This window comes from Luteibacter sp. W1I16 (assembly GCF_050434905.1).
Classification (GTDB): domain Bacteria; phylum Pseudomonadota; class Gammaproteobacteria; order Xanthomonadales; family Rhodanobacteraceae; genus Luteibacter.
The window spans coordinates 2,998,779-3,020,231 of sequence record NZ_JBNDJJ010000001.1; the positions used below are offsets into that span (position 1 = coordinate 2,998,779).

Consider the following 21,453-nt stretch of genomic DNA (forward strand, 5'->3'; position numbering starts at 1 on the left):
CGGGTTCTGTCCATCCGGACTTTACCGCGACCGCTTCGGTGTGGGAGCCGCTTCAGCGGCGATGGGTGCTTGCGATCACCTGGCCCGCTGCCGCGGGATCGCCGACAAGGTCGGCTCCCACCAGGCAGGCTCAGAAGCTGCCGAAGCCCCGGGCCGGCTCCAGCCCGAGATCCAGCTTCACCCCGCGCAGGAAGGCCAGGACGTCCTCGTAGCGGCCGGCGGCCACGAGCGACTCGGCGGTCAGCGTGCCAAGGACGGCGATAGGGTCGTCGCGGTACCAGGCGATGCGGGCGGCCTCGTCGGGCTCGACGCGCGCGGCTTCGCGCAACACCTGCCAGGCGTGCGACTTGCGTGCGGCGCCTTCGGCGGTGGAGTGGATATCGACAATCCGGGCGTACGGCATACAGCTCAACCTCTATACGGCGGCGATGGTGCGCCGACACGTTGCATAGACGGCAACGTGCCTACCTTTCCTGTCCTGATCCTTTCCCGACGGAGATTCCGCTCATGGCCAAGGTCCTCGTTCTGTACTACTCCGCGTACGGTCACATCGAAACGATGGCCAACGCCATCGCCGAGGGCGCCCGTGAAGCGGGTGCCAGCGTCGACATCAAACGTGTTCCCGAACTGGTTTCCGACGACGTCGCAAAAAAATCCGGCTTCAAGCTCGACCAGCCTGCGCCGGTGGCACGGGTGGAAGACCTCGAAAACTACGACGCGCTCATCATCGGTACCGGCACCCGCTACGGCCGCATGGCCTCGCAGATGTCCAACTTCCTCGACCAGACCGGCGCGCTGTGGATGCGGGGCGCGCTCAACGGCAAGGTGGGCGGCGCCTTCGCCTCGACGGCCTCGCAGCACGGCGGCCAGGAGACGACGCTGTTCTCGATCATCACGAACCTGCTTCATCTGGGCCTGATTCCGGTGGGCTTGCCTTACAGTTTCCAGGGCCAGTTGAAGCTCGACGAAATCACCGGTGGCAGCCCTTACGGTGCTACGACCATCGCCGCCAGCGACGGTTCCCGCAAGCCCAGCGAGAACGAACTCGCCGGTGCCCGTTTCCAGGGCAGGCACATCGCCGAAGTCGCCGCGAAGCTCTTCGGCTGAGGCTCAGGCCTCCTGCCAGCGTGAGCGGCGCCAGTGGCTGGGGCTTTGTCCCACCAGGCGGCGGAAAAGGTTGCACAGGTGTGCCTGGTCCGAGAGTCCGCAGGCCAGGGCGATCTGGCTGAGCGGCTCGCGGGTCTGCAACATCAGCGACTGCGCGCGTTCCACGCGGCGGCGCATGATGTACGCGTGCGGCGGCTCGCCGAACGTGTCCTTGAAAGCCCGGCAGAAGTAGCTGCTGGACAGCCCGGCGATCGTCGACAGGTGGTCGATGGTGATCGGGAAGGCCAGGTTCTCGTCCACGTGGGCGGCGACGCGGCGGGCCTGCCAGGGGGCCAGGCCGGCGCCGACCCGGCGGCGTGCCGGCGCCTGTTCCTTCGCGACGGCCGGTGCCTGTTCGCGCTCCAGCAAGGCGGCCACCTGGGCCACGCAGGCACGGGTGGTGGCGAGATCGGTCTCGGCGGCGGTCAGGGCCTGCTCGAGCAGGCGGGTGACGGTGGATGGGGCCATGCCATGCATGGCGTCGGAAGCCAGCGTGGCTCCCGTCCCGGCGTAAGCGTTGGTTTCGAATCGCATGTGCATCGGCTCCACGGCGGCGGCTCATGGGCGGGACTGCCCATGAAGGCAGCGTATGCGCGATGCGGGTTGGGCTGAATTCTACATACGGTCGGGGCGGTCCATACCAAAGGATAGGAGCGTCATGTCGCCATTCTTGTAAGAGCTGTGCCGTAACGGTCAAAAACCATCACCGGCGTGCAAGACTGATATGACATTTATCCATGACGATCCGGGCGGATTCCTACAAGACACCCCGTGACCCCTCCGATGTCCCGATCCACACCCATGCAAAGCCGTGCCTACGCCCCTGCCGCGCGCCCGCGCCGGCTGGTGGCCGCGTTGCTCATGGGGTTTGGCGCCCTCCTGGCCCTGGGCGTATTCCTGGTCGATACCTTCACCCCCCTGCAAAGCGCGGTGGCGGTGGTGTACGTCGTCGTGGTGCTCCTGGTCGCCGCCAGCGGCAGCCGCCGGGCGATCGTCGGCGCCGCCGCCGGCTGCATGGTGCTCACCGCCGTAGCGTATTTCCGTGGCCATGGGTGGCTCGCTCTGGACGCGGCCATGATGCGCTGCGCGGTGAGCCTCGGCGCGATAGCCATCACCGCGGTGCTGGCGCTGCGCAACCGGGAGCGCCTGATCACCATCGCCGGCCAGGCCAGCCTGATCGAACTCACGCACGACTCCATCTTCGTGCGCGACATGGACGACATCATCGTGCTGTGGAACGGCGGCGCCGAGCAGCTCTATGGATGGACGGCGCACGAGGCGCTAGGGCGCCGCGCCAACGACCTGCTGGGCACCGCCTTTCCCGGCGATCGAAGGGTCGCCGACGCCGAGTTGTTCGGCACGGGCCGCTGGGAAGGCGAGGTCATCCAGCGTCACCGCGACGGCCGCATCGTGATCGTCGAGGCGCGCTGCGCCTTGTTGCGCGACGAGCAGGGCAAGCCCAGGGTCATCCTCGAGGCCGGTACCGACGTGACCGAGCGGCGGGCCGCCGCGGCGGCCACGGCCGAGAGCGAGCGCCGCTACCGGAGCATGTTCGAAACCGCCCGGTTCTCCTTCTGGGAAGAGGACTATTCGCGGGTGATGGAACGAGTCGCCGTCTTGCGCGAGCAGGGGGTGACCGACCTGGCCGCCTACCTGGACGCCCACCCCGAGTTCGTGTCGGAGGCCTGCGCTCTCACCTACGTCACCGACGTGAACGAGGCCACCATCCGCATGCTGGGCGCGCAGCGGCGCGAGGACCTGATCGGGCCGCTCAGCCGGTTCCTGCCCGCGTCCGAACGCACCTTCGCCCAGGTGCTCCTCACCATCATCCAGGGTGGCGGCATCGCCGAGGGCGAGGCGCACCTGGTGAACCTCCGTGGCGAAAGGCTCACCGTCCTGTTCGGCATGAACATGCCCCTGGGCCCCAGCCGTTACGACCGCGTGCTGGTGAGCGTCGTGGATATCACCGACCGCAAGCGCGCCGAGCGCGCCCTGATCGCCGTGCAGGCCGAACTGGCGCAGGCCGCCCGGGTCACCGCGCTCGGCGAGATGAGCGCCTCCATCGCGCACGAGGTGAACCAGCCGCTTGCCGCGATCGTCACCCATGGCGAGGCCGCCCTGCGCTGGTTACGCCGGCCCGAACCGGACCTGGGCGAAGCCTGCGACGCCATCGAGCGCGTGGTGCGCGATGCGCGCCGGGCCAGCGAGGTGGTGCATCGCGTGCGCAGCCTGGCCAGCAAGGAGCCCCGCCAGCACGTGCTGTTCGACCTCGGTGCCCTGATCGAGGAATGCGCGCAGTTGCTCGATGGCGAAATCGCCTTGCACCGCATCGTCCTGCGCGTGGATATCGCCCGCGACGCACCGATGCCGCGCGGCGACCGCGTGCAGTTGCAGCAAGTGGTGGTGAACCTCATGGGCAACGCCATCCGCGCCATGTCGGCGGTGTGCGGGCGCCGGCAACTGCTGGTGCGCGCACGGCCCGAGGGAGGCAATGGGCTGCTGGTGGAAGTCGAGGACAGCGGCACCGGTATCCCGGAACACATCGCGCCGCACCTCTTCGATGCCTTCGTCACCACGCGGGGCGATGGCATGGGCATGGGCCTTGCCATTTGCCGTTCGACCATCGAATCTCACGGCGGGCGCCTATGGGCGACCAACCGTCCGGAAGGGGGAGCGACCTTCCATTTCACGCTGCCGGTCACGGTGGCCGAGGAGGTCCGCGCATGACACGGGTACCCATGACGAATGCGGCGCGGACGCCGATCGTATGCATCGTGGACGACGATGCCTCGGTACGTGAGGCGCTCGCTTCGCTGTTCCGTTCGGTGGGACTGAGCGTGGCCACCTTTGGCAGCGCTGCCGATTTCCTCGCTCGCGACCATGCGGATGCACCGGGTTGCCTCGTGCTCGACGTACGCCTGCCGGGGGTGAGCGGACTCGATTTCCAGTCGCAGCTGGCGTCGATGGATAGCCACCTGCCGATCATCTTCATGACCGGGCATGGCGACATCCCCATGTCGGTCCGCGCGATGAAGGCCGGCGCCCTGGATTTCCTGGCCAAGCCCTTCCGCGACCAGGACATGCTGGACGCCGTGGCCAATGCCATCGAGCGCGACGCGGCGGCCCGGCGCGACGCCGACGCGCTGGCGACGCTGCGCCAGGCCTACGCCTCGCTCACGCCGCGCGAGCGGGAAGTGATGGGGCATGTCACCGCCGGCTTGATGAATAAGCAGGTGGGTGGCCTGCTCGGCCTGTCCGAGATCACTGTGAAGATCCACCGTGGCAACGTGATGCGCAAAATGGGCGCGAAATCGCTTGCGGAACTGGTAAAACAGGCGGAAGCGCTGGGCATCCGCGCCTGAACAGGCGTCCACCGCACACTTCCGTATGATTCCCATTCCGGGGCCCGCGGCGCACTGTATGGACGGCAGGCCCGGCAGGCGCTGGGCGAGGATTGAAGGTTGGCCGCTAACAGGATTGTGGCGATCGTGGATGACGACGAGGCCGTGCGCGCGGCTACGGTAAGTCTGGTTCGGTCGCTGGGACACGAGGCGCGCGCGTTCAGCTCGGCCACGGAGTTCCTTCGCCACGGCGGCGATGGAATCGACTGCCTGGTGACCGACGTCAACATGCCCGGCATGGACGGTCTCGAGTTGCAGCGGCACCTGAGCGAGCGTGGCCACACCTATCCCATCGTCTTCGTCACCGGGTTCCCCGACGATGGCGTGCGCGAGCGCGCCATGAAAGAGGGTGCCTTCTGCTATATCGGCAAGCCGTTCAGTGGCGATGAACTGGTGGTCTGCCTGGAACGGGCACTGGAAGTCGGCCGTTAGCGCCGGTCTTTTCGACGCCCGGGTTTGCTACGCTCCGGCCCCATGACTCTCATCGTGTTCCTCATCCTCCTGGCCATCGGCCTCGTGTTGCTCGTCCGGCGCCGCTCGCGTGGCGGCGCAATCATCGCGGTCCTCGCGCTGGCATGGCTGTTTTTCGCGGGTTGCGGCCCCTTGACCGGCATGTTGCTCGGCCGCTTGCAGGCCGGGTTCGCGCCGGACGTGGCGCAGTGGGGACAGCGCAACGCGATCATCCTGTTGGGCGCCGGCACGGTGCGCAGCGGCGCCGGGGCCATCGAACCCAGCCTCTACGCCAACGGACGGATCTTGCGCGCGGCGGAACTCTATCGCTCGTGCAAGGCCACCGGCGCGGACTGCAAGGTGGAAGTGAGCGGCGGTGACGCGATGAAGCTCAACCAGGCCGAGGCCGATGTCTACGCGGTCACCCTCGACCGGCTGGGCGTGCCGCGTGCCGACCTCATGCTCGAAGCGCGAAGCATGAACACTTTCCAGAACGCCCAGTTCAGCAAGCCGTTGTTGATGGCGTATGGCGCGGACAAGGTGGTGCTGGTGTCCTCGGCGGTCCACCTCAAGCGCGCGGTGCTTTATTTCGCCCACTTCGGCATTCGTGGAGAAGCGGTGCGCGGCGACTATGTCACCGCCCGTTACGACTGGCTGCCCACGTCGGAAAATCTTTCGTTCGCGGATTTCGCGATCCATGAATACATCGGCGTGGCCCGCTATCACTTCTATAACGCCATGGGCTGGAACGCGCCGAAGATTTCTGAAGAAAACGTGACCGCGCCGACGCATACGTAACAATTGGCGTTTTATGCTGTCCCACCGTCCCGCACGGACCCGACAACCCAGGAGTTGCCCGTGAAGTCACGTTACATCCTCGCCGCCCTGCTGGCCGCCGCCTCCGTCGCCCCCGTCGCCGCGTTCGCGCAAGACGCCGCCCCGGCCGCGAATCCCGCCAGCGCGATTCCCGCCTCGGACAAGCAGGCGATCCAGAACTACAACCTCAACGAGGATGTGTTCAATCGCATCGTGAAGGTCTCGCAAGACGCGAAGAAGCAGGGCATCAAGCCCAAGGACGCGAAGACGGATTTCTCGAAGATCCATTCGCTCGACGACCTCGCCGCGCAGGTGACCGCCGCCGATCCGCGGATCGAGCCGCTGATCAAAAAGTACGGCTTCACGCCGCGCGAGTTCCTGCTGGCGAACCTCGCCGTCACCAATGCCGCGATCGCTTCGGAAGCGAAGAACAACCCGCAGATTGGCCGCGTATGTCGATCAGTCCAAGGTGAACAAGCAGAACGTCGCCTTTTACGAAGCGCACAAGGCGCAGATCAACGCACTGATGGCCCAGGACGACGCCGCCGGGCAGTAAGCCCGCGGCGCACAGCGAGACAGCGTCAACCTCTGGTGGGAGCCGACCCTGTCGGCGATCCCGCGGCAGCGGGCCGGGTTACGGCAAGCACCCATCGCCGCTGAAGCGGCTTCCCACCACAGCATCGGGTAGACAAGTCAGGAATACACCCGTGGGACTTGGAACGCACCGGTGGGATTGGGAACAGTCCTTGTGGGAGCCGACCTTGTCGGCGATCCCGCGGTAGCGGGCCGGGTTGCGGCAAGCACCCATCGCCGCTGAAGCGGCTTCCCACCACAGCATCGGGTAGACAAGTCAGGAATACACCCGTGGGACTTGGAACGCACCGGTGGGATTGGGAACAGTCCTTGTGGGAGCCGACCTTGTCGGCGATCCCGCGGCAGCGGGCCGGGTTGCGGTAAGCACCCATCGCCGACAGGGTCGGCTCCCACCAAAAAGCATCTCGAAACCAGCTCGAAAAACAGCCCGGGCTCCGGCGGCTCCGGCGCTCACTTCCTCAGGTATCGATCCAGCGCCTCGATGGCTTCGGCGCAATCCGCGCGGCCGAAGCCGATGCGGAAACGATCGGTGGGTGTCGGCGTGAGTTCCGACCGGTAGTTCGAGGCAGGAAGGAGAAGCACCCCCGCCTGCTCGACGAGATCGGTAGCGAAAGTCTCGACGCCCTCCGCACCGAGGTATCGTGGGAAAGCGATGCAACCGCCATCGGCCCGATACCACTGGAAGCGGTCGCGCCAGCGGGCGAAGAAATCGTCGAGCATCGCCAGGTTGCGGTCGATGCGTTCACGATGACGCTGCAGGATCGTCGGGCCGGCCTTCAGCGCGATCAGGGCCAACTGCTCCGACGGGCCCGCGTTGCAGATCGACAAGTAGTGCTTGTAGCGCTCCATCCGCTGCAACACCCCGCGATCCGCGCAGGCGATCCAGCCGACGCGCAGGCCGGGCAGGCCATAAGCCTTGGACATCACGCCGAGCGATAACCCCCTCTCGTAGACGTCGGCGGCGCGAGGCAGATGTGTCGCGCCCGACGGGCCGAGCGAGTGATACACCTCATCGCTGAAAAGCCAGATGCCGTGCTTCCTGCAAAGCGCCACGAGTGCGTCGAACCGTTCGAGTTCGAGGATCTTGCCGGTGGGATTGTGCGGGAAGTTGATCGAGACGAGACGCGTGTTCGGTCGTATGGCCGCGGCCACCTCGTCGATGTCGAGCGACCAATGGTCGTCAGGATCGAGCGCGACGCCCGTCACCTCGCCGATCGACAGGGGAACCGTCTCGGCGGCCTGGTAGTTCGGGGTGACGACGATGGCGTGGTCGCCGGCCTCGAGCAGCACGCGCATGGCGACATAGATGCCTTCCTCCGCACCGGCGAAACAGAGAATGTCCTCCGCGCCGCGCTGCTCGTAGGTCGCCGCGATGGCCTCGCGCAAACCGGGCGCGCCGTAGGTTTGCGTGTAGCCAAGGTGTAAAGACTCGAAAGCCTCCCTGTCGCCCGGCTCCGCCAGGGCAAGCAGTTCGGCGAGACTCATGCTCTGGGCGTCGGATGCCGTGAGGTGATAGCGCGCGGCGAATTCCCAGCGCGAGAACCAGGTTTCGAGTCGGAAGTCGGGCAGCGAAGTCATGAGGAAGTCCACGGGTGGTATAGACGATATGTCTCATGTAAACACAATGTCCAGAGCGGCGCCACATGACGTTCGCTCCTATAGAAATCCGAAGTCAGCGGATACAGTGTCGCCATGAATGCTCCGCGCTCCACTCTATGGCTGCCGGCCCTTGCCGTGCTCGGCTCCGTCACGTCGTTGTGCATCGGTACGTCGTTCGCCAAGAAGCTGTTTCCGCTGATTGGCGCGGAGGGCACATCCGCGCTGCGCGTCGGTTTTTCCGCGCTGGTGTTGCTGATCGTCTGGCGCCCGTGGCGTTGGCCGTTGAGCCGCCGCGACGCGGGCTCCGTGATCCGTTACGGGCTCACCCTTGGCGTCATGAACCTGCTGTTTTACCTCGCGCTGCGCACCATTCCGTTCGGAATCGCCGTGGCGATCGAGTTCAGCGGGCCCCTCGCCGTGGCGATGTGGTCTTCGCGCCGGCCGGTCGATTTCGTCTGGCTGACATGTGCCGTCGCGGGCCTGGTCATGCTCCTGCCCCTGGGGCACGACAGCCCGCTCGATCCCGTGGGTGTGATCCTCGCCTTGGCCGCCGCGGTGTGCTGGGCCCTCTATATCGTCTTCGGCAAGAAGGCCGGGCACTTGCACGCGGGACACTCGGTTTCGCTGGGCCTCGTCGCGGCCAGCGTCGTCGTCGTGCCCTACGGAATCGCGCACGCGGGGGCGAGCCTGTGGAGCCCCGGCATTCTCGCGGCTGGACTGGGTGTCGCCATCGTGTCGAGCGCGATTCCGATGTCGCTGGAGATGATGGCGCTGAAGCGGCTGCCCAGCGAGACTTTCGGCATCATGGTGAGCCTGGAACCGGCCGTCGCGTCATTGCTGGCGATGTTGTTGCTGGGCGAGCACCTCATTCCCTCGCAGTGGCTGGCGATCGGCTTCATCGTACTGGCGTCGATCGGGAGCACGGTGACCGCGAAGCGCCCCGTGACGCCATCGGTCGAAGTCGCAGGCTGAGCTTGCTGGACAGAGGGTAGCGGGCCACGTGCTCGCGGCCCGCCTTCCCGTCACCAGGTCTTGCGAACGCCCAGCGTTCCCGCCACCCGCCGGTAACGGCGCGCACCGAAGCGTGTTTCCACATCGCCCCATACACGCCAGCCGCTTTGCCGAAGAATGGCGACACCCAGCTTGAGCGCGTAGCTGTTGCGCGGCACGCCACCCGCAAACGTTTCGCCATCGAGTTGAGTGGCGTCCATCTTGCCAAGGCGCCGAAGCCAGTTGGCGGCGACATACGGTGAGGCGACGTGGCCTCCCGGCGTATTCCACCGCGCCGCCGCACGAGCGCCCAGCCGGCTGGTGAGGCCGCTGGCGTGTACCGGCGCCACGCGGGTGCCGTTGGCTTCGGCATGCATACCGCCACGCAGGCGGGTGGCGATCAGCTGTGCCTGGGGTTCCAGGTAGCCGTCGGACGCCGCCCCCAGGGTGGTGCGCCAGCGGTGGCCGGCTTCGATGCTGGCGGTGAGGGCGCCGCTACCGTAGCGCTCGCTCTGCAAGGCGTCGCCTTCCACGCGCTGGTTGAAGTGCGCGTACTGGGTCCATCCACGCAGGTACGTACCGTGCTTGGTCCGTATCCCCGCATAGAGCCCCGTCGCCGCGCCGCGCACACGGCCCTTGGCCGAATACCGGGTCAGCAGGGAACGGCCGCGGGTGTCCGCTTGCCCCGCCGAGGCCATGACGCCCATGTGCGAGGTCACCGCGCCTTCGCCGCGGAGCAGGTCCGCACCCAGGGTCAGTTCGTTCGTCGCCGTCGTCGTCGTGATCTGGTCGCGCAGCTCGAACGTGGTGTGCTGACGCTCGAACCGCGCCCACGCACTGCGGCGGGTGCCTTCGTCTTCGTCGTCCTCACCGCCGCCGGGGCCCGACAGGAACATCGCGAGTGCCGCCGTCTGGTTGGCCCGGTACGTACCGGTCTCCGGACGCAGCACGGGTGCGGGCGGCTCGCCGGGATCGACGGTCTCGACGGGATCGGGCGCTGTCTCCGGGTCGACCACGAGGTCGCGGATGCTCGAACGCAGATACCAGTCGCCGTCGCCGGGCTGGCTCAGCGAGCCCTGGTGAAGGAAGTATTCGTGCGCCCCGGCAACCGCGCGACCGGCGAGACGGAAGCTGCCTTCGGAGCGGCCGTCCACCCGGACAAGCGGAATGCCGTCCTGGGTGTGGTCACCGGCGCCGTCGAGCACGTCGACAGCGATCTGACTGCTACCGGACGTGTTACCCATGACATGGAGGAGATCGGCTGGGGAATCGTCGTCGCTGATCCGGCCGCGCATCCGTAGGAGGCCATCGTTGCCTTCGTAGTCGCCAGCGATGGTGAGCGTACCGAACGATCCTGACGCCGGTGTCGCGAAGGCGACGACGCCATGGTCGTTGCGCAGGCTGCCGACGCGGCTGTCGCCCGTGACGGTCCAGGAGCCGCCGCTCTCCAGCGACACATGGCGCACTACCGACGTGCCGCCGGACCAGCCGGCGTCCTTCTTGATGGAGAGCGAGAACTTCGTCTGATCGGGTGGCGGTACGCCCGGCTCGTCGGAGAGGCGGATGTCACCCACCGCGATGGCTCCATCGTCCAGCACCACGGTGAACGCCCCGGTGGAGGCGGGGTCCACTTCCGCGAACACTCCGTTACCGCTTGTCACCGACGTGCCGCCGGTGAAGCGGACGATGCCGGGATCGTGGAGACCCAGCGCGGCGGCGTGACGGCTGTGTAGGGAACCACCGTCCATGCGGAACGTGCCGCCCGCCTGCACGATGGCGCCATAGGCGCCGGCGCCCGAGGTCTCGATGCTGCTGTCCGTGCTACGTACGGTGCCGCCGGAAACCATCACGCCGTGTGCGTTGGTTCCCGACGTGTGGATGGACGAATCGCGCAGACGCAGGCCGCCGCCCTTGTTGGCGAATACGCCATAAGCCACGGCCCCCGACGTGGTCACGCGGGAGTCCCGGAGATCGATCTGGGGGAACTGTCCCGGATGGTCGCCTCCCTGGGCGAGCAGGCCATGGCTCTGGCGGCCGTGGGTCACGACATCGGCGTCTCCGACGGAAACCGATCCGCCGCGGTTGTCCATGCCCAGGGCGAAATCACCCATGGTTTCGATGCGGGAATCGGCCAATGACACCGGGCCGCCATCGGATACGCCGACGCCGGCGGCATGGTCGCCGTGGGTGAGCAGTTCACCACGCGTGACGGTGAACAGGCCGCTGCCCGTGTTGACGTTCAGTGCGTTCGCCCACTCGCCATGCGTGGTCACCGAGACGGTTTCGAGGGATGCCGTGGCCGAATACTGGGTATGGACGCCATGGCTTTCCTTGCCCCACGTCTCGACGCTGGCGCTACGCGCGGAAAGCGAGGACTTGCCATCGCGGGCGATCAACCCAGCGGCGTTGTCACCCTCCGTGCGTACGCTCGTTCCCTCGATGAGGAACTGGCCGCTGTCTTCAGCCACGACACCGGCGGCGGCCTTGCCCCGTGTGTGGACGCTGCCGCCCACGATGCGGCCGACGGCGGCGTCCAGGGCGAAGGTGGCACCGGTGGCGCTGCCGCCTTCGGTGCGGATGTCCACGTCGTGCAGGGTGGTGACGGTGCGCCGCGTGCCCGTGACATGGAGCCCGTGGGCGAGATCGCCCTTGGTGGCGAGTTCGCCGCCGGTGAGGGTGATTTCACTCAGGAGACCGGAAACCCGGACGGCGGATGCCGACTTGCCCAGGGTGTGCACGATGACCTGCTTGCCGTCGGCCTTGCCGCCGTTGATGGCCAGGATGCCGTGGCGGGATGGTTCGCTGGTTTCATAGGTGCCGGCATCGATATCGAGCCAAGTGCCATCGGCGACGAGGGGTGGTGGTTCGGCCGAAGCGGCCGGGGCGCACAGCGCCGCCACGAAGGCGGCGAGGTATCGGCGGGGAGAGGGGTGTTGTATGGTCAAAGCGTCGCTCCTTGTCAGGCGGCTGGGCAGGGTGCCCAACAGCAACTTCCAGGTGACAGGGTAGGGACTGGCTTCGGGTGGCGGAACGCGATTATTCTGAAAATGTCTGCGAACGCCGTCTGCGATGCGCCGCCGGACATCCACGCTTCACAATAGCCGTTGCACCCTAGGCGGGTCCGTCTTTTGACGGGTGCGCCCCGGATGCGAGTTTTATTTTGTCTGCAAGCGCGACGATTGCCGTGGAAGGTACGCCGTTTCGGCGGTATGCTCCGCAGCGCTTGCCCTATACATAACAAATGAGGAGCCCAAAATCATGAAGGTCATTTCCATCACTGCCCTGGCTTTTGTCGCCGCTGCCATGCTGTCGGGCTGCAACAAGTCCGACGACACCTCGGCCACCGCGCCGTCGTCCGCTTCGACCGCCGCTGCCGCCCCCGAGGCTGCTCCGGCCACCACCCCGGCCGACAGCACCCCGCCGGCCGCCAGCACGGCCGCTCCGGCTGCCTCCGGCACCGCCGCCCCGGCTCCGGCTTCGACCGCTTCGGGTCAGTAAGCCACGCTCGGGAGCGCCCGACCTTCCCTGGAAGGACGGGCGGATCCGCGGGAAAAAGCCGCTGCTTTTCGCAGCGGCTTTTTTTTGTCCGCTACCGGAAGCCCCGGTGGGAGCCGGCCCTGTCGGCGATAGGTGCTCGCCTCGACCGGGCCCGCCGCCGCGGGATCGCCGACAAGGTCGGCTCCCACACACGTTCCGACCTGAATACCTGTAGCCGTTCCGTTCAGGATGCGGCAGGCTAGGGCGGTTCCTCCGTCCCACTGCCACAGGAATGCCCATGCCCCGTCGTCCGTTGCTGTTACCCATGCTCGCGCTGTCCCTGGCCGTCGCCTCGTCGTTCGCCGCCGCGCAGACCGCGCCGCTGACGCCGGATATTCCGGCGAAATACGAAGCGCCCACCACCGCCAACGACTACGTGAAGCGCGTCGTCGAGATTCCGATGCGTGACGGGGTGAAGCTGCATACCGTCATCGTGATCCCCCGGAACGCGAAGCACGCCCCGATCCTGCTGACCCGCACGCCTTACAACGCCGATGGCCGGGCCGAGCGTTCCGACGCACCGACCATGCGAAACCTCCTGCCGATGGGCGACGAGGTTTTCGTCGACGCGGGTTACATCCGGGTCTTCCAGGATATCCGCGGGAAATACGGCTCCGAGGGCGATTACGTGATGACCCGCCCCCTGCGCGGGCCGTTGAATTCCTCCGAGGTCGACCATTCCACCGATGCTTACGACACGATCGAATGGCTGACCAGGAACCTGCCGGAGTCCAATGGCAAGGTCGGCATGATCGGTTCTTCCTACGAGGGCTTCACCGTGGTGATGGCCCTGGTGAATCCCCACCCGGCGCTCAAGGTGGCCGCCCCCGAAAGCCCGATGGTGGACGGCTGGATGGGTGACGACTGGTTCCACTACGGCGCCTTCCGCCAGACCAACTTCGACTACATCACCGGCCAGAACGCCAAGCGCGGCAAGGGCTCGACCATTCCGCGCGCAGGCTATGACGATTACAGCAACTTCCTGGCGGCAGGCTCGGCGGGGGATTACGCGAAGTCGGCCGGGCTCGATCAGTTGCCCTATTGGCGCAAGCTCAGTGAGCACCCCGCCTACGACGCCTACTGGCAAGGCCAAGCCCTGGACAAGGAGATGGGGCGCCAGCCGTTGAAGGTGCCCACGATGTGGGTGCAGGGCCTGTGGGACCAGGAAGACATGTGGGGCGCCATCCACAGCTACGAGGCGGTGGAGCCGAAGGACAAGGGCAACGACAAGAACTACCTGGTGATGGGTCCCTGGCGGCACAGCCAGGTGAACTACGATGCGTCGTCGCTGGGTGCGCTCCAGTGGGATGGCGACACCGCGCTGCAGTTCCGCCGCGACGTCCTCTTGCCGTTCTTCAACCAGTATCTGGTGGATGGCGCGCCCAGGGCGAACACGCCGCCGGTGTTGATCTACAACACGGGCGAGAATCATTGGGACCGCTTCAAGAGCTGGCCGCAGGCCCGATCGACCCGCCCGATGTACCTGAACGCCAATGGCAAGTTGTCGTTTGAGGCCCCTGGCGCCGCCGAATCCAGGTATGACGAGTACGTTTCGGACCCGGCCAAGCCGGTGCCGTACGTGCCGCGTCCCGTGCATTTCGCGGACCGGCAGTCGTGGACCACATGGCTGGTGCAGGACCAGCGATTCGTCGATGGACGTCCGGACGTCCTGACCTACGTGACCGAGCCGCTCACCGCGCCGCTGAAGGTGGCGGGCGCACCGCAAGTGAACCTCTACGCCTCGACCAGCGGTACGGACAGCGACTGGGTGGTGAAGCTGATCGACGTCTATCCGGACACCAACGCCAGCTCGCCCACCATGGGAGGGTACGAACTCGCGGTTTCCATGGATATCTTCCGCGGCCGCTACCGCGAGAGCTTCGCCGAGCCCAAGGCGCTTACGCCGAACACGCCGCTGGCCTATCGCTTCGGCCTGCCGACGGTGAACCACACCTTCCTGCCCGGCCACCGGGTGATGGTGCAGGTGCAGTCGTCGTGGTTCCCGCTGTACGACCGCAACCCGCAGACTTTCGTGCCCAATATCTTCTTCGCCAAGCCAGCCGACTACCGGAAGGCCACGCAGCAGGTATGGCATGCGCCGGGCACGGCCAGCGCGATCGAGCTGCCGGTGGTCCAGGGCGGGAAGTAAGGGCGAAACAGGGCGCCAGCGGGGCTTTTGCGTTCCCTGCACGCCACCGGCGCGATCCTCGGTCTCCACCCGAGCCCGAGGATCGCCCGCATGGCCCGCCCCATCTGGACCGGTACGCTGTCGTTCGGTCTGCTCAACGTGCCTATCCGGCTGATGTCCGGAGAGCGTCGCAACGACCTGCATTTCCGCATGCTCGACCAGCGAAGCAACACGCCGGTGCGCTATGAACGCGTGAACGCCGACACCGGCGAGGAAGTGCCCTGGAAGGACATCGTCAAGGCCTTCGAATACCAGAAGGGCAACTATGTCGTCCTCGAGGAGGACGACATACGCAATGCCGCCAGCGACGCGCATGAGACCGTGGAGATCGACACCTTCGTCGACGCCAGCGAGATCTCGCCGGCGTACTACGAGAAGCCCTATATCCTGCTGCCGGCGAAGAAAGCCGAGAAGGGCTATGTCCTGCTGCGCGAGACGTTGAAGAAAACCGGCAAGGCGGGCATCGCGCGCGTGGTCATCCGCACGAAGGAATACCTCGCCGCCGTCATGCCGCAAGGTGACGCACTCGTCCTCAACCTGCTTCGCTACAAGTCGGAAGTGGTGGACGCGGACGACTTCGAGCTACCCGGAAAATCGACCGCGGAATATCGCATTTCATCGCGTGAGATGGAGATGGCGACCGACCTCATCGAATCGATGTCGGGCAAGTGGAAGCCCGAGGATTACCGCGACGAGTTCCGCGAGAAGCTTCGCTCGGCCATCGAAAAGCGCCTGAAGAGCAAGGGCGTCACCGCCACCGTGGAGGAAGAGGACCGCACGCCGGAGAACGCCACGACCAACGTCGTCGATTTCATGGCGCTGTTGAAGAAGAGCATCGGTGCGAAGACGCGTACGCCGGCGGCGAAGAACGCCCCGGAACGCAAGCCGGCGGCGAAGAAGGCATCGGCGAAGAAAACCGCCTCGAAAAAGACCGCGGCGAAGAAGACGGCTTCGCGCAAGGCCCCGGCGAAGCGCCGGAAGGCGGGGTGAACCATGACGGGACAAGACGTCGGTGGCGTCACCATCACCCATCCCGAGCGCGAGGTGTTCGGCGAAGGGGGCCCGACCAAGGGAGACGTGGCCGCGTATTACGAAGCGGTCGCCTCGCATATGCTGCCGGAACTGCGGGGACGTCCGCTCTCGCTGGTCCGTTGTCCACAAGGCACCTCCGGCCAGTGCTTCTTCCAGAAGCACCATACCGATAAGCTCGGCGGGCACGTGAAGGCCGTCACCTTGACGGAAAAGGACGGCGGCGAAGCCGAGTACATCTATGTCGACGATGTCGCCGGGGTGCTCGAACTGGTGCAGATGAACACCTTCGAATTCCACCCCTGGGGCGCCCGCGCGGACAAGCCCGACCAGCCGGATCGTCTGATTTTCGACCTGGATCCGTCCACCGGTGTCGCATGGAAAGACATCGTGGCGGCAGCCCGCGAGATCCGTGACCGCCTTGCCGAGGTGAAGCTGGAAAGCTTCGTGCGCACGTCGGGCGGCAAGGGTCTGCACGTGGTGGCGCCGTTCCGTCGCGGACCGTCGTGGGAGGCGGTGAAAGCATTCTGCGAAGACGTCGCCGATGCGATGGTCGCCGAGAAGCCTAAGCGTTACATCGCACAGGCCAGCAAGGCCAAGCGCGAAGGCCTGATCTTCATCGACTGGCTGCGCAACACGCGGGGAGCGACGAGCGTCACCGGCTGGTCGCTGCGTGCCCGGCCCGGTGCGCCTGTGGCGATGCCCGTGCGCTGGGAGGAGATCGCCCGGCTGAAAGGCGGCGGGGCTTTCGACCTGAAGAAGGCATTGAAACGGGCGAAATCCGCGGATGCGGATCCGTGGGCGGACATCGCCACGCTCAAGCAGACGCTGCCGTAGCGCGCGAATAGTTCCGGAAGGCTAGGGTGGGAGCCGACCCTGTCGGCGATGGGTGCTCGCCGCGACTAGGCCCGCTGCCGCGGGATCGCCGACAAGGTCGGCTCCCACAGAAGGCCGGCTCCCACAAAAAGGTCGGCTCCCACAAAAGGTCGGCCCACCCGGGCGATGCGAGATCAGAAATCCCAGATCACCGGCACCCAGCGGAACTTATCTCCGCTGATCGCGACACGGCCCACGGAGGGGAAGGGCAGGTGGGTGGCCACCATCAACGAGCCGCTTTCCGCCATCTCGCGGAACAGGCTCAGACGTACGCGCGCCGCTTCCTCGGGATCGTGCTCGAAGCCGTTGGACCATTCCGGGTGATCGAAGCCAACAGGGAAGACGGCGTCGCCGGCGAAGGTCAGCCGCTCACCGCGCGAGTTCAGCGCGACCACGGAGTGCCCCGGCGTGTGTCCACCGGTGCGCCGGACGACGACGCCCGGTGCCACTTCGTACGATTCGTCGAAGGTCTGGATGCGGTCGCGGTATGCGTTCGCAAAGCTCTTCGCGGTCGATCGAAGCACCGGCGGTACCGCCGGCGGCATGGCGGTGTGGGTGAAGTCGGGCGCCTCCCAGAACGCGACCTCGGCGGAGTTCACGTGGATACGGACGTCCGGACGCAAGCCTTCCTTCACGCCGTCGACGAGCAATCCGCCGACATGGTCCATGTGCATGTGGGTGATCACGATATCGGTGATCGAGGCGAGATCGATGCCGGCTGAAGTCAGTCGCTGCGGGAGATGGCCGGTGCGCGGGAAGCCCGGGAACTGGATGCCCAGCCCGGCGTCGATCAGGATCGTCTGCTCACCGCTGCGCACGACCATGACGTTCAGCGGCCAGTCGAAGGTGTCCGGCGGCATGTACATGTAACCCAGCCAGTCCGACAGGTCGGCGGGCGCGGCGTTCGCCGCCATGGTCACCGCCGGTATCGGCATGACACCGTCGCTGATCACGAGTACGTCGATGTCACCGATCTTCACGGCGTAGCGGGACGGGACCAGTTCTTGAGGGGGCTGCGCGGCGGGACGCGAGATGGGGGCTACGGACGACATGATGAACTCCAGGGGGGATGCGCCTGCATCCTAGGCCGCGGGAGAGTTCGTCAGTAGGTCCGTCGAACGCGTCACCATGTTGCTTGAAACGCACCATGCAAGGTGCACATGCAGCGATTGTCCGCGTATTGGAAAGACGTGCGCTGGTGGACTGCCGGGCTCCTGCCTTCCAGCGGAGCCCGGCTGTCGCTTTTTACCTACCCTGCATCCGGCGCAGCGAAGCCATCACCTCGTAGCACGCGCCCATCGTGTGATAGTCGGTCTTGCCGGCGGGGCTCTTCTCGTCGTCGTACTTCTCGTTGTTGCGCTTGAGAATGCGATACCACGCGCCGTACGTGTGGTCGACGAAGTGTTGCCAGCTGTAGGCCCAGATCTTTTCGTACCACTCGTCGTACTTCTTCTCGCCGGTGGTCTCGAACAGCAGCTGCGCCGCACCCAGCGACTCGGCCTGCACCCAGAAATACTTGTCGTCGTCGCAGACGTCGCCCTCGGGCGAGAAGCCGTAGGCGATGCCGCCGTATTCCTTGTCCCACGCCTTGTCGAGCGCCTCGTCGAACAGGTGCTTCGCCGTAGGGACAAGCCACGGCTTATGCCGCGCCGTGCCCTTGGTATAGCGCTCGAGCATCATCAGCAGCTTCGCCCATTCGGTCTGGTGGCCGGGCTGGAAGCCCCAGGGACGGAACAGGTGCCTGGGATTGTCGAGGTTGTATTCCCAGTCGATCGTCCAGTCGCTGTGGTAGTGCTCCCACACGAGCTTCTGCGGCGTCAGTCCGGCCTGGCGCTGGGTCATGTTTTCGGCCAGCAGCAGCGCGCGGTCGAGGAAGCGGTCGTCCTTCGTGGCTTCCCACGCGGCGATCATCGCCTCGGTCATGTGCATGTTCGCGTTCTGGCCGCGGTAACCGGTGAAGTTCCAGTCCTTGTCGGCCTCGTCGCGGTACAAGCCGTAGGACGACTCCCAGTAACGCTTCTCGAGCAGGTCCCAGATCTCGTTCTGCCAGCCCTTCGCTTCCCCGAAGCCGACTTTCACGCCGCAGGAATACGCGAGCAACATGAAGGCCAGGCCATAGCAGTGGTTCATCTGGTCGTCGCGCTTGCCATCGGCGATGGTCCAGGCGTAACCGCCGGTTTCCGGATTGAGGTGTACCTCGCGCAGGTACTTCAACCCATGCATCGTGAGTTCCTTGTCCTCGGGCTTCTTGAACTCGAGGTAGGCCATGGCGTGGTTGAAGACGAAGCGCGTGCTGGACACGAGATGACGGTGGGTCTTGTCGTAGACCGTGCCGTCGTCCTTGTAGTACTGGAAGAAGCCGCCGGTCGGATCGAGCTCGTTCGGCTTGTAGAAGGCCATGGTCCTGGCGACGTGGTCGCGCAGGACATCGACGGAATGGAAATCGGGAAGGGGAACGGTCGTCATGCGTGCTTCTCCATGAAGGCCTTCACTTCGGCCTGGTCGGGGATGGCGGTGAACGAGCCCTTGCGGGTGGCGGTGATCGCGCCGCAGGCGGCGGCGAATCGGATCAGGTCGACGAGGCGGCGCTCGTCGGCGATGAGTGCATCGAATCGCTCGGGCGTGACGCCCTCGGTGGCGAGGCGCGCGAGCAGGCCGCCGACGAAGGCATCGCCGGCGGCGGTCGTGTCGACGGCATCCACGTGGTATCCCTCGAGCGTGCCGCGCGCACCGCGCGCGAACCAGCGCATCGGTTCGGCGCCGTCGGTCACCAGCAGCAGGCGAGCCTTGCCGCGCCAAAGGCGCTCCAGCACGGCGTCGTCGGAACCCGCGCCCGCGTGGATGAAGGCGAATTCCTCCGCGCTCAGCTTGATCACGTCCGCCTCGTGCAGGGTTTCCCACAGGCGCGGCAGCGGTGCTTCGTCGCGTGGCCACAAGGCCGGGCGCAGGTTCATGTCGAAACTCACCAGGGCGCCGGCGGCACGGGCGCGGCGCATGCCCTCTACCGTGGTGGCGGCGATGGCGGCTTCGGTCAGCGAATTCGAGCAGACATGGAAGATGGCGAGATCGTCGAAAGCTTCCTTGCGGAAGTGCTCGGGACGAAAGAGCAGGTCCGCGGCGGGCGGACGGTAGAAGCTGAAGCTGCGGTCGCCCTTGTCGTCGTGGGCGACGAACGCGAGCGCCGTGCGCGCCTCGTCGGTACGCGCGATATCGCCAGTACCGACACCGAGCTCGGTAAGGCTCTTCAGCAGGAAATCACCGAACATGTCGCGCGCGAGCATGCCGGCGAAACGGGCCTGGGCACCCAGGCGCGCCGCGGCGACCGCGACGTTGGCCGGCGCACCGCCGGCAAAGGGAACAAAGGCGGGAGGCTGACCGGCGCCGCCCTGGGGCTGTGCGTGGAAATCGATCAGCGCCTCGCCGAAGCAGAGGATGGAAGACATGCGTACGGCCTGTCCTTGGGGCGAGGTGAAAGAGCGACGGCCGGCTGCGAGGCCGGCCGTCGTCGTGGCGGGGGATTAACGGGCGGCGACGGGGACGTCGCGGATCTTCGAACCGCTGAGGCCGTAGAACACGATGTACGCGTAGCAGATCAGCGGGATGAAGAAGGCGTGCTGCAGGCCGATCTGGTCGGCAACGACACCCTGGATCCAGGGGATCAGCGCGCCACCGACGATGGCCATGATCAGCAGGCTCGACGCCTTGCCGGTCAGCGGGCCCATGCGCTCGATGCCCAGCGAGAAGATCGTCGGGAACATGATCGAGTTGAACAGGCCGATCACGACGATGCTGTAAACGGCCACGGTGCCGGTCGTCATCATGGTGGTGATGACAAGCAGCATGTTGATCACGGCGAAAGCGGCAAGCAGCTTGCGCGGCGAGAACTTGGCCAGCAGGGCCGAGCCGATGAAGCGGCCGACCATCGCGCCACCCCAGTAGAACGCCACGTGGCTGGCGGCCACTTCACCCGACATGTTGCCGATTTCGGGCAGCTGCAGGTAGTTGATCATGAAGCTGCCGATGGCCACTTCGCCGCCGACGTAGAAGAAGATGCCGAGCACGCCGAAGAACACGTGCGGGGTCTTCAGGGCATCCATCAGCGAGTGGTGGCTGTCGTCGGCCTTCTCGGTGGTTTCTTCCAGCGCGGGCAGCTTGAACAGGTACACGCCCACGGCCAGCAGCACCAGCACGATGGCCAGACCGATGTACGGGCCCTGCACCGTGGAGGCTTCGTGCGCGCGGTAGCTGATCTGCTCCGCCGCCGAGAGCTTGGCGATGTCCGCGCTGCTCTTCACCGCGCTGGAGAGGATCAGGAAGCCGCCGAAGAACGGGGCCAGGAAGGTGCCGAAGGAGTTCAGCGCCTGGGCCAGGGTGAGGCGGCTGGAGCTGGTCTTCTCGGGACCGAGGAGGGCGACGTACGCATTGGCCGCCACCTGCAGCACCGTGATGCCGGTGGCGAGGATGAACAGCGCGGCGAGGAAGAACGGGTACAGGCGCATGCCCGCGGCGGGCCAGAACATGGCCGCGCCGATGCCGGCGACGATCAGGCCGGCGACGATGCTCTTCTTGTAGCCGAGCGCGGCGACGATCTTGCCCGCCGGCAGCGACATGATGAAGTACGCCCCGAAGAAGGTGAACTGGATCAGCAGCGCCTGGGCGTAGTTCAGTTCGAACACGGCCTTCAGGTGGGGGATGAGGATGTCGTTCAGGCAGGTCAGGAACCCCCACATGAAGAAGATCGTCGTCATCACGCCGAGCGCGAGGGGGAAATAGGTGTAGCGGGTGTCGCCCGAGTTCGTCGATGACGACGAGTTGGACGATGGCGTG

The 21,453-nt window shown here is 66.0% G+C and carries 19 protein-coding genes; 11 read left to right on the forward strand and 8 right to left on the reverse strand.

Going from position 1 to position 21,453, the window contains the following annotated elements:
- Positions 1 to 130 precede the first annotated feature (130 nt).
- On the reverse strand, positions 131 to 403 hold the full coding sequence (locus tag QFZ41_RS13185) for a hypothetical protein (protein ID WP_429199183.1): 273 nt from the start codon (positions 401 to 403) through the stop codon (positions 131 to 133).
- A gap of 104 nt (positions 404 to 507) precedes the next feature.
- Between QFZ41_RS13185 and wrbA the strand changes: the two genes are divergently transcribed.
- Positions 508 to 1,107 (forward strand): NAD(P)H:quinone oxidoreductase, encoded by a 600-nt coding sequence (gene wrbA, locus QFZ41_RS13190; protein WP_429199184.1) that lies wholly within the window; start codon positions 508 to 510, stop codon positions 1,105 to 1,107.
- Between the two features lie 3 nt (positions 1,108 to 1,110).
- Here the strand turns inward: wrbA and QFZ41_RS13195 are convergent, their stop codons facing one another.
- Entirely contained in the window at positions 1,111 to 1,680 is a 570-nt protein-coding gene (locus tag QFZ41_RS13195) for a helix-turn-helix transcriptional regulator (RefSeq protein ID WP_429199185.1), read from the reverse strand.
- A gap of 267 nt (positions 1,681 to 1,947) precedes the next feature.
- Here QFZ41_RS13195 and QFZ41_RS13200 point away from each other — a divergent pair, with 267 nt between their 5' ends.
- The 5 genes from QFZ41_RS13200 to QFZ41_RS13220 all read left to right on the forward strand — a co-directional run bounded on the left by QFZ41_RS13200 (position 1,948) and on the right by QFZ41_RS13220 (position 6,473).
- Positions 1,948 to 3,873 (forward strand): PAS domain-containing sensor histidine kinase, encoded by a 1,926-nt coding sequence (locus tag QFZ41_RS13200; protein WP_429199186.1) that lies wholly within the window; start codon positions 1,948 to 1,950, stop codon positions 3,871 to 3,873.
- Complete coding sequence (locus tag QFZ41_RS13205) at positions 3,870 to 4,508, forward strand: response regulator transcription factor (protein ID WP_429199187.1); 639 nt, start codon at positions 3,870 to 3,872, stop codon at positions 4,506 to 4,508. The genes QFZ41_RS13200 and QFZ41_RS13205 overlap by 4 nt, the downstream gene beginning before the upstream one ends.
- Positions 4,509 to 4,634: 126 nt before the next feature.
- Positions 4,635 to 4,979 carry a response regulator transcription factor gene (locus tag QFZ41_RS13210; RefSeq protein ID WP_429199188.1) on the forward strand — a complete coding sequence of 115 codons (345 nt, stop codon included), beginning with the start codon at positions 4,635 to 4,637 and terminating at the stop codon, positions 4,977 to 4,979.
- A gap of 42 nt (positions 4,980 to 5,021) precedes the next feature.
- Entirely contained in the window at positions 5,022 to 5,795 is a 774-nt protein-coding gene (locus QFZ41_RS13215) for a YdcF family protein (RefSeq protein WP_429199189.1), read from the forward strand.
- Positions 5,796 to 5,855: 60 nt separating this feature from the next.
- The gene (locus QFZ41_RS13220; RefSeq protein ID WP_429199190.1) at positions 5,856 to 6,473 is read left to right on the forward strand and encodes a hypothetical protein; all 618 of its coding nucleotides are present in this window, start codon (positions 5,856 to 5,858) and stop codon (positions 6,471 to 6,473) included.
- A 384-nt stretch (positions 6,474 to 6,857) separates the two neighbouring features.
- Here QFZ41_RS13220 and QFZ41_RS13225 read toward each other — a convergent pair whose 3' ends face one another.
- Positions 6,858 to 7,985: an aminotransferase class I/II-fold pyridoxal phosphate-dependent enzyme gene (locus tag QFZ41_RS13225; protein WP_429199191.1), complete on the reverse strand. Its 1,128-nt coding sequence runs from the start codon at positions 7,983 to 7,985 to the stop codon at positions 6,858 to 6,860.
- Between the two features lie 114 nt (positions 7,986 to 8,099).
- Here QFZ41_RS13225 and QFZ41_RS13230 point away from each other — a divergent pair, with 114 nt between their 5' ends.
- Positions 8,100 to 8,978 carry an EamA family transporter gene (locus QFZ41_RS13230; RefSeq protein WP_429199192.1) on the forward strand — a complete coding sequence of 293 codons (879 nt, stop codon included), beginning with the start codon at positions 8,100 to 8,102 and terminating at the stop codon, positions 8,976 to 8,978.
- Between the two features lie 50 nt (positions 8,979 to 9,028).
- On the opposite strand, the gene QFZ41_RS13235 is transcribed toward QFZ41_RS13230, so the two are convergent.
- Positions 9,029 to 11,941, reverse strand: a complete 2,913-nt coding sequence (locus QFZ41_RS13235) for an autotransporter outer membrane beta-barrel domain-containing protein (RefSeq protein ID WP_429199193.1) — start codon at positions 11,939 to 11,941, stop codon at positions 9,029 to 9,031.
- A gap of 313 nt (positions 11,942 to 12,254) precedes the next feature.
- Between QFZ41_RS13235 and QFZ41_RS13240 the strand changes: the two genes are divergently transcribed.
- The 4 genes from QFZ41_RS13240 (at position 12,255) to ligD (ending at position 16,587) form a co-directional block, all read left to right on the forward strand.
- On the forward strand, positions 12,255 to 12,494 hold the full coding sequence (locus tag QFZ41_RS13240; protein ID WP_429199194.1) for a hypothetical protein: 240 nt from the start codon (positions 12,255 to 12,257) through the stop codon (positions 12,492 to 12,494).
- Between the two features lie 277 nt (positions 12,495 to 12,771).
- Positions 12,772 to 14,682 (forward strand): CocE/NonD family hydrolase, encoded by a 1,911-nt coding sequence (locus QFZ41_RS13245; protein ID WP_429199195.1) that lies wholly within the window; start codon positions 12,772 to 12,774, stop codon positions 14,680 to 14,682.
- A 90-nt stretch (positions 14,683 to 14,772) separates the two neighbouring features.
- The gene (locus QFZ41_RS13250) at positions 14,773 to 15,711 is read left to right on the forward strand and encodes a Ku protein (RefSeq protein WP_429199196.1); all 939 of its coding nucleotides are present in this window, start codon (positions 14,773 to 14,775) and stop codon (positions 15,709 to 15,711) included.
- Positions 15,712 to 15,714: 3 nt separating this feature from the next.
- A complete protein-coding gene (gene ligD, locus QFZ41_RS13255) occupies positions 15,715 to 16,587 on the forward strand; it encodes a non-homologous end-joining DNA ligase (RefSeq protein ID WP_429199197.1) in 873 nt (290 codons plus the stop codon).
- A gap of 173 nt (positions 16,588 to 16,760) precedes the next feature.
- Here the strand turns inward: ligD and QFZ41_RS13260 are convergent, their stop codons facing one another.
- From QFZ41_RS13260 to fucP, 4 genes are all read right to left on the reverse strand, one after another.
- Entirely contained in the window at positions 16,761 to 17,678 is a 918-nt protein-coding gene (locus tag QFZ41_RS13260) for an MBL fold metallo-hydrolase (protein ID WP_429199198.1), read from the reverse strand.
- A 193-nt stretch (positions 17,679 to 17,871) separates the two neighbouring features.
- The gene (locus QFZ41_RS13265) at positions 17,872 to 19,092 is read right to left on the reverse strand and encodes an AGE family epimerase/isomerase (protein WP_429199199.1); all 1,221 of its coding nucleotides are present in this window, start codon (positions 19,090 to 19,092) and stop codon (positions 17,872 to 17,874) included.
- The gene (locus QFZ41_RS13270) at positions 19,089 to 20,069 is read right to left on the reverse strand and encodes a carbohydrate kinase family protein (RefSeq protein ID WP_429199200.1); all 981 of its coding nucleotides are present in this window, start codon (positions 20,067 to 20,069) and stop codon (positions 19,089 to 19,091) included. The genes QFZ41_RS13265 and QFZ41_RS13270 overlap by 4 nt, the downstream gene beginning before the upstream one ends.
- Positions 20,070 to 20,144: 75 nt before the next feature.
- Positions 20,145 to 21,374 (reverse strand): L-fucose:H+ symporter permease, encoded by a 1,230-nt coding sequence (gene fucP, locus QFZ41_RS13275; protein WP_429200235.1) that lies wholly within the window; start codon positions 21,372 to 21,374, stop codon positions 20,145 to 20,147.
- Between the last annotated feature and the right edge of the window lie 79 nt (positions 21,375 to 21,453).

Excerpts from the sequence above, each read along its gene's own strand:
- QFZ41_RS13185 (WP_429199183.1), bottom strand. The coding sequence starts at position 403 with ATGCCGTACGCCCGGATTGTCGATATCCACTCCACCGCCGAAGGCGCC.
- wrbA (WP_429199184.1), top strand. The coding sequence starts at position 508 with ATGGCCAAGGTCCTCGTTCTGTACTACTCCGCGTACGGTCACATCGAA.
- QFZ41_RS13195 (WP_429199185.1), bottom strand. The coding sequence starts at position 1,680 with ATGCGATTCGAAACCAACGCTTACGCCGGGACGGGAGCCACGCTGGCT.
- QFZ41_RS13200 (WP_429199186.1), top strand. The coding sequence starts at position 1,948 with ATGCAAAGCCGTGCCTACGCCCCTGCCGCGCGCCCGCGCCGGCTGGTG.
- QFZ41_RS13205 (WP_429199187.1), top strand. The coding sequence starts at position 3,870 with ATGACACGGGTACCCATGACGAATGCGGCGCGGACGCCGATCGTATGC.
- QFZ41_RS13215 (WP_429199189.1), top strand. The coding sequence starts at position 5,022 with ATGACTCTCATCGTGTTCCTCATCCTCCTGGCCATCGGCCTCGTGTTG.
- QFZ41_RS13225 (WP_429199191.1), bottom strand. The coding sequence starts at position 7,985 with ATGACTTCGCTGCCCGACTTCCGACTCGAAACCTGGTTCTCGCGCTGG.
- QFZ41_RS13230 (WP_429199192.1), top strand. The coding sequence starts at position 8,100 with ATGAATGCTCCGCGCTCCACTCTATGGCTGCCGGCCCTTGCCGTGCTC.
- QFZ41_RS13240 (WP_429199194.1), top strand. The coding sequence starts at position 12,255 with ATGAAGGTCATTTCCATCACTGCCCTGGCTTTTGTCGCCGCTGCCATG.
- QFZ41_RS13245 (WP_429199195.1), top strand. The coding sequence starts at position 12,772 with ATGCCCCGTCGTCCGTTGCTGTTACCCATGCTCGCGCTGTCCCTGGCC.
- QFZ41_RS13250 (WP_429199196.1), top strand. The coding sequence starts at position 14,773 with ATGGCCCGCCCCATCTGGACCGGTACGCTGTCGTTCGGTCTGCTCAAC.
- ligD (WP_429199197.1), top strand. The coding sequence starts at position 15,715 with ATGACGGGACAAGACGTCGGTGGCGTCACCATCACCCATCCCGAGCGC.
- QFZ41_RS13260 (WP_429199198.1), bottom strand. The coding sequence starts at position 17,678 with ATGTCGTCCGTAGCCCCCATCTCGCGTCCCGCCGCGCAGCCCCCTCAA.
- QFZ41_RS13265 (WP_429199199.1), bottom strand. The coding sequence starts at position 19,092 with ATGACGACCGTTCCCCTTCCCGATTTCCATTCCGTCGATGTCCTGCGC.
- QFZ41_RS13270 (WP_429199200.1), bottom strand. The coding sequence starts at position 20,069 with ATGTCTTCCATCCTCTGCTTCGGCGAGGCGCTGATCGATTTCCACGCA.
- fucP (WP_429200235.1), bottom strand. The coding sequence starts at position 21,374 with ATGACGACGATCTTCTTCATGTGGGGGTTCCTGACCTGCCTGAACGAC.